Here is a 9,066-nt window from a genome sequence, read left to right on the forward strand (position 1 = left end):
GCTCTGGGACATCGGTGCCGGCTCCGGCTCGATCGGCATCGAATGGATGCGGGCTCACCCTTCGATGCGGGCGATTGCCATCGAAGCCGACAGCGAGCGCGCCGCCCGCATCCATCGCAACGCCGCGCATTGCGGCGTGCCCGGTCTCGTCGTTATCGAAGGCTCGGCGCCGAAAGCGCTGGCAACACTGGCGACACCAGACGCCATCTTCATCGGCGGCGGCGGCAGCGATGCCGGCGTGCTGCAGACAGCGATCAAGTCGCTGCGCGCCGGCGGCCGGTTGGTCGCCAATGCTGTGACGCTGGAAATGGAGGCGCTGCTGCTTGACCAGCATACCAGGCGCGGCGGCGACCTTCTGCGCATCGCCCTCTCGCGTGCGGCGCCGGTCGGATCCATGCAGGCCTGGCGTCCGGCCATGCCGGTCATGCAATGGAGCTGGGTAAAGCCATGATGGTCGCGGGTATCGGCTGCCGGAAGGGTGTGATGGCGCGCGACGTGCGCGCCGCGATCGAGACCGCGCTCGAAGCGCATGGGTTGCCAAAGACCGCGCTTTCAGCGCTGGCAACGGGCGAAATGAAACGCGACGAGCAAGCGATCTTTCTTGCCGGTCGCGACCTCGACCTGCCCGTGCTCGTCGTCTCCGACGACGCCTTGCAAACCGTCTCATCCGGCACGATCAGCCAATCCGAATGGTCGCAGGCTCACGCCGGCACGCCGTCGGTTTCGGAAGCGTCGGCCCTGGCCGCGGCCGGCAAAGAGGCGAAACTGCTTGGACCACGTACGGTACTTGGTCCTGTAACCTGTGCCATCGCCCTTGGTGGAGGCCCAAAATGACCGTCCATTTCATCGGCGCCGGCCCTGGTGCTGCCGACCTCATCACCTTGCGCGGCAGCCGCCTGCTGGCCTCCTGTCCGATCTGCCTCTATGCCGGCTCGATCGTCGCGCCGGAACTGCTCGAACACTGCGCGCCCGGCACAAAACTGATCGACACCGCGCCGATGTCGCTCGACGAGATCGAGGCCGAATATCTTGCCGCCCACGAAGCCGGCCAGGACGTCGCGCGCCTGCATTCCGGCGACCTTTCGGTGTGGAGCGCAGTGGCCGAGCAGATCCGGCGGCTCGAGAAGCGCGATATCCCCTACACGCTGACGCCGGGCGTGCCTTCCTTCGCGGCGGCGGCGGCGGCGTTACGGCGCGAGCTTACCATTCCCGAGCTCGCGCAGAGCCTCGTGCTGACCCGCGTCTCCGGCCGCGCCTCGAAAATGCCGCCCGGCGAGACGCTTGCCGGCTTCGGCCGCACCGGTGCAACTCTAGCCATCCATCTCGCCATCCATGCCATCGCCCGCATCGTTGCCGAACTCACGCCGCTCTACGGCGCAGAATGCCCAGTGGCGGTCGTCTTCCGCGCTTCCTGGTCGGACGAGCGCATTCTGACCGGCACGCTGGGCACGATCGAGGCGCAGCTTGCGCAAAATCCGATGGAGCGCACGGCGATCATCTTCGTCGGCAGCGCATTGGCCGCGCAGGATTTCGGCGAGAGCTCACTTTACGACGCCCACTACCAGCGGCGTTTTCGCGGACGGGACGGATTGTGAACGCCAGCACCAACAGAAACGGACGGGCAACGGTGGAGCAGGCGCTGGCGCGGCTGAACTTCAAGCCGCGCGCGCTGGAGCCCGGCCATGTCTGGCTGGCCGGCGCCGGCCCGGGCGATCCCGGCTGCCTGACGCTCGAAGTGCTGGCGGCACTCGGGCAGTGCGATGCGCTGGTCTATGACGCGCTGGTCTCGCCCGATGTCGTCGCGGTTGCTGCAGGCGCGGAGCTCTTCTACGCCGGTAAACGCGGCGGCCAGCCCTCGATGAAGCAGGACGACATCAACGCCCTGCTCGTGCGGCTGGCGCGCGAGGGCTGCCGCGTCGTGCGGCTCAAGGGCGGCGATCCCTATATTTTCGGCCGCGGCGGCGAAGAGGCGTTGTCGCTGGCACGGGAAAACATACCATTTCGGGTGCTCTCCGGCCTCACCTCCGGTCTCAGCGCATTGGCCGCCACCGCCATCCCTGCCACCATGCGCGGCATCAACAAGGCGGTCATCCTTGCCACGGGCCATGCCGCCGGCACCGATGACGACATCGACTGGGCCGCAATCGCGCGCACCGGCCAGCCGGTCGTCATCTATATGGGCATGGCCAATCTGCCGGTGATAGCGGCAAAGCTGCTCAGCGGTGGCCTCGCGCCGTCGACGCCTGCCGCCGTGATCGTCGCAGCGACCACGCCGCAGGAGCGCATCGTTGTCGCCACGCTCGCCACAATCGCCGAGGAGGCCGCTGCCGCCGGGCTCGCCTCCCCGGCGCTGATCGTCGTCGGCGGTATCGTCGCCATGCGCGCGGCACTGGCGGGCGGGGCATGACTGCGCGCGCGATCATCATCGGCGCGCCGCGCTCCGGCTCGGGCAAGACCAGCGTCACCATAGGCCTGTTGCGCGCGCTTGCCCGGCGCGGGCTGAAGGTGCGCGGCGCGAAGTCCGGACCGGACTATATCGATCCCGGCTTCCATACCGCCGCCACCGGCCTCTCCGGCGTCAATCTCGACAGCTGGGCGATGCCGCCTTCCCTGCTCAACGCGCTGGCGAACCAGGCAGCGTGTGGTGCCGAGTACGTGATTCTCGAAAGCGCGATGGGCCTTTTCGACGGCATTCCCGCGCCGGAAGGCCGTTCGGGTTCGGCCGCCGATCTCGCCCGGCTCTATGGCCTGCCGGTGCTTCTGGTGCTCGACGTTTCCGGTCAGTCGACCACGGCCGCCGCCGTCGCCAAGGGTTTTGCCACCTACGATCCGGATGTGCGCATGGCCGGCGTCGTGCTCAACCGCCTCGGCAGCGAGCGCCATCGCCGGCTGGCGGGCGACGCGATCGAGGCCATCGGCCTGCCGGTGGTCGGCGCCATCATGCGCGATCCGACGCTCAACCTGCCGGAGCGGCATCTCGGCCTCGTGCAAGCAGGGGAGCACGAGAACCTCATGGCGCATCTCGACCGGCTTGCCGACATGGTCGAGAAGTCGCTCGATATCGACGCCATTCTCGCGCTGGCGAGCCCGCTCGAACCCACGGCCGGCGACTTCGGCGAGGCGTTACAGCCGCCAAGCCAGCGCATTGCACTGGCCGAGGACGCCGCCTTCACCTTCCTCTACCCGCATGTCGCCTCATACTGGCGAAACGCTGGCGCCGAGATCGTGCCCTTCTCACCGCTTGCCGACGAAGCGCCGAGCCAAGATTGCGATGTCTGCTGGCTGCCAGGCGGTTATCCAGAACTGCATGCCGGCAAGCTTGCGGCCGCTGGCAACTTCCGTGCGGGAATGGCCCGTTTCGCCGCGACCAAGCCAGTGCATGGCGAGTGCGGCGGCTTCATGGTGCTGGGCGAGGTGCTGGAGGATGCGGACGGCGAGAGCCATAAAATGCTTGGCCTGCTTGGCCATTCGACCAGCTTCGCCAGGCGCAAGATGAACCTCGGCTATCGCGAGGCGCGGCTGCGCGCCGGGTGTCCGCTTGGCAGCGAAGGCATGCTCATCCGCGGCCATGAGTTCCACTATGCGCAGATCGCCGCCACAGGCAATGACGAGCCGCTGGCGGACCTCGCCGACGGCCAGGGCAATCCGCTGGGCGCGTCGGGTTACCGGCGCGGCCATGTCAGCGGCACTTTCTTCCATGCCATTGCGAGGGGCGCATGAGCGGCGGCCTTTCCGAGCCTCGGCGATTGCTCGACGACATAGGCCTCAGCCTTGTCTTCTTGACGCGGCTGAGGCTGCCGTCGAGCGATTTCGGCGGCCGCAGCCTAGCCGAAGCGATCTGGGCGGCACCCTTTGCCGGTCTCGCCATCGCCGTCATCGGCGCGCTTGTCTACGCCATCGTTGGCGCCCTGGGCCTTGCCGCCGGTCCGGCTGCGGCGCTCGCGCTTGCAGCGACGATGCTTGTCACCGGCTGCCTGCACGAGGACGGGCTCTCCGATATCGCCGATGGACTCGGCGGCGGCCGGACGCGCGAGAAGAAGCTGGAGATCATGCGCGACAGCCGCATCGGCGCCTATGGCGCCGCGGCGCTCGGCATGTCGCTGCTCATCCGCTGGAGCGCGCTTTCGGAACTGGCCGGCCCTGGCCACATCTTCCTGGCGCTTTTGGCAGCGCACGCCGCCTCGCGCGGCCTGTTCGGCACCTTCATGCACCTTCTGCCGCCGGCGCGCCCCGATGGGCTGTCGGCCGACGCGGGCTCGGTCACTGCCGAAACCGCCGTCGTTGGCGCCGCGCTCGGAGCCGTGGCGCTGTTGGCGCTCGGCCTCGGCGGCGCAATTGCCGCGGTCGTCCTGCTTAGCCTGGTGTTTGCCGCCTTTCGTGCGCTCTGCCTCAGCCAGATCGGCGGCCAGACCGGCGACACGATCGGCGCGCTGCAGCAGCTCGGCGAGATCGCCGTGCTGCTTGTCGCTTCCGTTTGCCTTTCCTGATTCTCTTTCGGAGACCTTGCCCTCATGTCCCCCCAAACAACTTCGTTCAAATCGCTCGAAGACCTTCGCGCCGCCTGCCTCGATCTGTCCGGCGGCAGCGATCCGGCCGCCGCCGCCGTTGCCCGTCGCCAGGACACGTTGACCAAGCCGCAGGGCAGTCTCGGCCGTCTGGAAACGATCGCCGCGTGGTTGGCCCGCTGGCAGGGCCGCGACATGCCGAAGCTCGATGCGGTCAAGGTCTTCGTGTTTGCCGGCAATCACGGCGTCACCGCGCAGGGCGTGTCGGCCTATCCTTCGGAAGTCACTGTGCAGATGGTGGCGAACTTCGCCGGCGGCGGCGCTGCGATCAACCAGATCGCCCGCGTCGCCGGCGCCAGGCTCGACGTCATCCCGCTCGATCTCGACCACCCGACCGGCGATTTCACGCAAGCGCCGGCCATGGACGAGCAGACCTTCCTCGCCGCGGTCTCGGCCGGCTACGACGCCGTGACCAACGATCTCGACCTCGTCTGTTTCGGCGAGATGGGCATCGGCAACACCACGCCGGCAGCAGCGATCTCGGCCGCTCTTTTCGGCGGCGGCGCGGAAAAATGGACCGGCCGCGGCACCGGCGTCGATGATGCCGGATTGATCCGCAAGATCACCGCCATAGAGGCGGGCCTGAAGCGCCATGCCGATTCGCTTTCCGACCCGCTGAAGATCGCCGCAGCGCTTGGCGGACGCGAGCTTGCGGCGATCTTCGGCGCCACGCTCGCCGCGCGCAAGAACAACGTGCCGGTGTTGCTCGACGGCTTCGTCTGCACCGCCGCCGTCGCGCCGCTGGCAAGGCTGCACCCGACCGGGCTGGCGCACACCGTCGCCGCCCATGTCTCGGCCGAAGCCGGTCATCGCCGCCTGCTCGAAGCGCTGGGCCTGCCGCCGCTGCTCGACCTCGGCATGCGGCTCGGCGAAGGCTCCGGCGCCTGCCTTGCCGTCAACATCGTCCGTTCGGCGCTCGAGTGTCATACGAGGATGGCGAGCTTCGCCGAGGCTGGCGTTTCGGAAAAATAATCTTCCTTCAAAATTTCAACGCTGTTGAAATGAGGAAATAACGTCGTCTTGATTGTTTCGTGCGACAGAGATGTCTCCGGGAGATCGAATGATGTATTTGAAGGCCTAAATATTTGTTACGTTTCTTGCTGGGATGGCACTGCCGGCCCTTGCCCAAGACCAATATGTTCGCCCGCTGCGCCCCGGCGAAGACGGATCTGCCAGAATCCAATCGTCGATTTCGATGACCCTTCCGGTCAAGGACGACGAAGACGCAGCCGCCCAGCAGCAGGCCGCACTTCGGTCTTTCTACAAGGTCGCGGCCGTCAGTTGCGCCATGGTGGTCGAGACTGTCGCCGACACTTGCGAAATCACTGGCATGACAACTAACGTCAATGCCCGGGACCGCAATGTCGGCGGTTATGGCGGATCGCAGGTTACGGTGACCGGCCAGATCACGATGAAGGTCAAGTTCAAGGCCAGCTTGAACAGGACAGCCAGTAGGACTGGTGCCCGTCTCGCTTGTTTGCCCGTTTTATGAGAAGACTTTGGTGGGTGTGCACAGGATCGAACTGTGGACCCGCTGATTAAGAGTCAGCTGCTCTACCAACTGAGCTACACACCCACACCGCTGGGAAATCCAGCGTCGGCGGCGCATATAGCCGCCGGTTTGAGCGATGTCCAGCCCTGCCGGATCATTTCCCGACAAATCGCCGAATTGCCGCAGGTGTCACACAAAAAGCTGGCCTTCCGCCACTTTGATCGCATGGCCTCCGATACGCGCGGAGGCCAGTTTTCCGCCGTCGACGTTGAGCTCGAGCCGGATGCGCGAGGGTCTGCCCATCTCCAGCCCCTGCTCGATCCAAAGCTGCGAGATCCCGTCCGTTGGACCGTCGAAATGCATAATGGCGCCGGCAAAGGCCGCCGCCGCGGAGCCAGTCGCCGGATCTTCGTAGGAGTGATTGCCAGGCACGATCATGCGCACATGGAAGGCGCTGTCGTGATGCACCGTCTCGCGGCAATAGACGTATGGGCTGGCGAAGGCCCATTCGCTCTTGCGCGGCGCGAGCTCGGACCATGCCTGGTTGTCCAGCCTGACTTTTGCGGCCGCTTCGAGGCCGGCAACCGGAATGGTGACATAGGGCACGCCGGCCGACCAGAAGGAGACGCGGTGATTCTCGAAGCCGAGCTCGTGCGGGCCAAGGCCAAGGGCTGCGCCGATCATTTCCGGTTCGGCGGCGAGTTCCAGCCGCTCAGGCAGTTTCGCCAGGTCGAATTCGGCGAAGGTGGCGCCATCATGCTTGCTGACCGCGCAACGCACGGGGCCGATATTTTCCTCCAGCACAAAGATGCCAGTCGCTTCGCCAGCCTGCTCCGCAAGCGCGATAGCCGACCCAACGGTCGGATGGCCCGCGAACGGCATCTCATAGTCGGGCGTGAAGATGCGGATACGGTTGCGGTGCTTGGGATTTTCGGGCGGCAGCACGAACACCGTCTCGGACAGGTTGAATTCGCGCGCGATCGCTTGCATGGCAGCCGTGTCCAGCCCCTGGCTGTCGAGCACCACGGCGAGCGGATTCCCTGCCAGCCGCTCGGTCGTAAACACGTCGTAAAGCAAGTAGTCGCGCGTCATTTGGAAAACCTTCCGCTTCGTCCCGAATTTCTGCTCGATCCCAACATGAGGGAAATTTAATTTGAAATTCGAACCTCAAGGCATGATTTGTTCACGGATAGGGACATCAATTTGTCGTTATAGGGGTCCGTGGTGGACCAGCTTGTCAATCCGCCAAACGCAGAATCCGATACTTCCATCGAAACGGCTCTCGGGCTCGACCGCAAACGCGTGAGCCGCAAGCGCCGCCGGTTCTGGCTCTACGCGCTGCTGGCGCTGGCTGTCGTGGCGGCCGCGATCGCCGGCTACCGGTGGAACGCCGTCTCGCCGCCCCGGATCGAATACACGATCGCGCCGGCGACGATTGCCGACCTGACCGTCAAGGTGTCGGCGACCGGCACGCTGCAGCCGCTGACGCAGGTCGACATCTCCAGCGAGCTTTCCGGCATCGTCCGCTCCGTCGCCGTCAACGAGAACCAGCAGGTCAAGAAGGGCGACATCCTGGCGACGCTCGACACCGCCAAGCTCGAGGTCCAGATCGAGCGCGCCACCGCCTCGGCAAAGGCGGCGGCGGCCGTCGTCGAGGATGCCAAGGTCACGCTGCAGGAAAACGAGAACGCGGTGGTCCGCGCGAACGCCCTCACCAAGCGCGGCATGGCGACGGATCAATCGCTTGAGGCCGCGACCGCGACACGCGATCGCTCCAAGGCCGCGCTCGACAGCGCCGAGGCCAATCTCGCCATCGCTGAGGCTGATCTGAAGGCCCAGCAGACCGACCTTGCCAAGAGCACCATCTACGCGCCGATCGACGGCATCGTGCTCACGCGCTCCGTCGATCCGGGGCAGACGGTCGCTTCTTCGCTGCAGGCGCCGGTGCTGTTCGTCATCGCTGCCGACTTGCGGAACATGGAGCTGCAGGCGGCGGTGGACGAGGCCGATATCGGCCAGGTCAAGCCCGGCCAGCATGCCCGCTTCATGGTCGATGCTTTCCCGGACCGTCCCTTCGACGCCGAGATCCGCGACATCTCCTATGCCTCCGTCACCACCGACGGCGTCGTCACTTACAATGCACGGCTGGAAGTCGACAACGGCGAGCTTCTGCTCAGGCCAGGCATGACCGCCACGGTCGCCGTGGTGACCAGGCAGGCCAAGGGCGTGCTCACCGTGCCGGCCACAGCCTTCCGTTACCGCCCGGCGCAACAGGCGGCCCGCGGCTGGAGCCTGCGCGACCTCTTTACCGGCCGCATGGGGCGCCCCAACCGGCAGCGCGAGGCGACGAAAGCGCCGATCGACGGGTCGCGCACGCTCCATGTGCTGGACAACGGACGGCCGCATGCCCTCAACGTCAGGATCGGCTCGACCGACGGTGAACTGACCGAGATCACGTCCGGCCTCGAGGAAGGCGCGGAGGTCATCACCGGCTCGCAGCAACGGAGCTGACCGTGTCCGCTCCCCTGCTCATCACCTTCGACAGTGTATGGAAGAGCTATGGCGAGGGCGAAGCGTGCGTGCACGCACTTGCCGGCGTCGATCTTGCCATCCGCAGAAGTGAGTTCGTCGCCATCATGGGACCGTCCGGCTCGGGCAAGTCGACGGCGATGAACATCATCGGCTGTCTCGACACGCCGACGGCCGGAACCTACCGCTTCATGGGCGTCGATGCCGGCCGGCTCGACCGCAACCGCCGCGCCCTGCTGCGCAACCTTTATGTCGGCTTCGTCTTCCAGGGCTACAATCTCCTGCCCCGCACCACGGCGGCGGAAATGTCGAGCTGCCGCTGATCTATCGCGGCGTTTCCGCCCGCGAGCGCCGGGAGCTGGCCATGCAGGCGCTCGCCCAAGTCGGACTTGTCGGGCGCGAACATCACACGCCGGCCGAACTCTCGGGCGGCCAGCAACAGCGCGTGGCGATAGCGCGTGCCATCGTCACCAAACCGAC

General features: G+C 66.1%; 10 protein-coding genes, 1 tRNA gene and 1 pseudogene. 10 read left to right on the forward strand and 2 right to left on the reverse strand.

Annotated features, from left to right (window positions below):
• The 8 genes from cbiT to EOA75_RS23280 form a co-directional block, all read left to right on the forward strand.
• Positions 1 to 451 (forward strand): precorrin-6Y C5,15-methyltransferase (decarboxylating) subunit CbiT (gene cbiT / locus EOA75_RS23245; RefSeq protein ID WP_127325264.1); only part of this gene is annotated, 451 nt, incomplete at its 5' end.
• Positions 448 to 834, forward strand: a complete 387-nt coding sequence (locus tag EOA75_RS23250; protein ID WP_095801993.1) for a cobalamin biosynthesis protein — start codon at positions 448 to 450, stop codon at positions 832 to 834. The genes cbiT and EOA75_RS23250, both read left to right, overlap by 4 nt.
• Positions 831 to 1,595, forward strand: a complete 765-nt coding sequence (cobM, locus tag EOA75_RS23255; protein WP_095826216.1) for a precorrin-4 C(11)-methyltransferase — start codon at positions 831 to 833, stop codon at positions 1,593 to 1,595. The genes EOA75_RS23250 and cobM overlap by 4 nt, the downstream gene beginning before the upstream one ends.
• The gene (cobA, locus tag EOA75_RS23260; RefSeq protein WP_164747513.1) at positions 1,592 to 2,407 is read left to right on the forward strand and encodes a uroporphyrinogen-III C-methyltransferase; all 816 of its coding nucleotides are present in this window, start codon (positions 1,592 to 1,594) and stop codon (positions 2,405 to 2,407) included. Before cobM ends, cobA begins: the two co-directional genes overlap by 4 nt.
• The gene (locus EOA75_RS23265; protein WP_095826217.1) at positions 2,404 to 3,720 is read left to right on the forward strand and encodes a cobyrinate a,c-diamide synthase; all 1,317 of its coding nucleotides are present in this window, start codon (positions 2,404 to 2,406) and stop codon (positions 3,718 to 3,720) included. The genes cobA and EOA75_RS23265 overlap by 4 nt, the downstream gene beginning before the upstream one ends.
• The gene (gene cobS / locus EOA75_RS23270) at positions 3,717 to 4,487 is read left to right on the forward strand and encodes an adenosylcobinamide-GDP ribazoletransferase (RefSeq protein WP_127325265.1); all 771 of its coding nucleotides are present in this window, start codon (positions 3,717 to 3,719) and stop codon (positions 4,485 to 4,487) included. The genes EOA75_RS23265 and cobS overlap by 4 nt, the downstream gene beginning before the upstream one ends.
• Positions 4,488 to 4,511: 24 nt before the next feature.
• Complete coding sequence (gene cobT / locus EOA75_RS23275) at positions 4,512 to 5,537, forward strand: nicotinate-nucleotide--dimethylbenzimidazole phosphoribosyltransferase (protein WP_127325266.1); 1,026 nt, start codon at positions 4,512 to 4,514, stop codon at positions 5,535 to 5,537.
• 133 nt (positions 5,538 to 5,670) lie between these two features.
• Positions 5,671 to 6,057, forward strand: a complete 387-nt coding sequence (locus EOA75_RS23280; protein WP_127325267.1) for a hypothetical protein — start codon at positions 5,671 to 5,673, stop codon at positions 6,055 to 6,057.
• 8 nt (positions 6,058 to 6,065) lie between these two features.
• On the opposite strand, the gene EOA75_RS23285 is transcribed toward EOA75_RS23280, so the two are convergent.
• Together EOA75_RS23285 and EOA75_RS23290 are read right to left on the reverse strand one after the other, a co-directional pair.
• Positions 6,066 to 6,141: transfer RNA gene (locus EOA75_RS23285), tRNA-Lys, on the reverse strand.
• Between the two features lie 105 nt (positions 6,142 to 6,246).
• The gene (locus tag EOA75_RS23290; RefSeq protein ID WP_127325268.1) at positions 6,247 to 7,149 is read right to left on the reverse strand and encodes a PhzF family phenazine biosynthesis protein; all 903 of its coding nucleotides are present in this window, start codon (positions 7,147 to 7,149) and stop codon (positions 6,247 to 6,249) included.
• A 132-nt stretch (positions 7,150 to 7,281) separates the two neighbouring features.
• On the opposite strand from EOA75_RS23290, the gene EOA75_RS23295 reads away from it, so the two are divergent.
• Both EOA75_RS23295 and EOA75_RS23300 read left to right on the forward strand, forming a co-directional pair.
• Positions 7,282 to 8,568, forward strand: coding sequence for an efflux RND transporter periplasmic adaptor subunit (locus EOA75_RS23295; protein WP_127325269.1), 1,287 nt, complete (start codon positions 7,282 to 7,284; stop codon positions 8,566 to 8,568).
• Positions 8,565 to 9,066 (forward strand): annotated as a pseudogene (locus tag EOA75_RS23300) (ABC transporter ATP-binding protein); the annotation flags it as partial. The gene EOA75_RS23295 and the pseudogene EOA75_RS23300, both read left to right, overlap by 4 nt.

It is taken from the genome of Mesorhizobium sp. M1A.F.Ca.IN.022.07.1.1 (assembly GCF_003997575.1).
Lineage (GTDB): Bacteria > Pseudomonadota > Alphaproteobacteria > Rhizobiales > Rhizobiaceae > Mesorhizobium.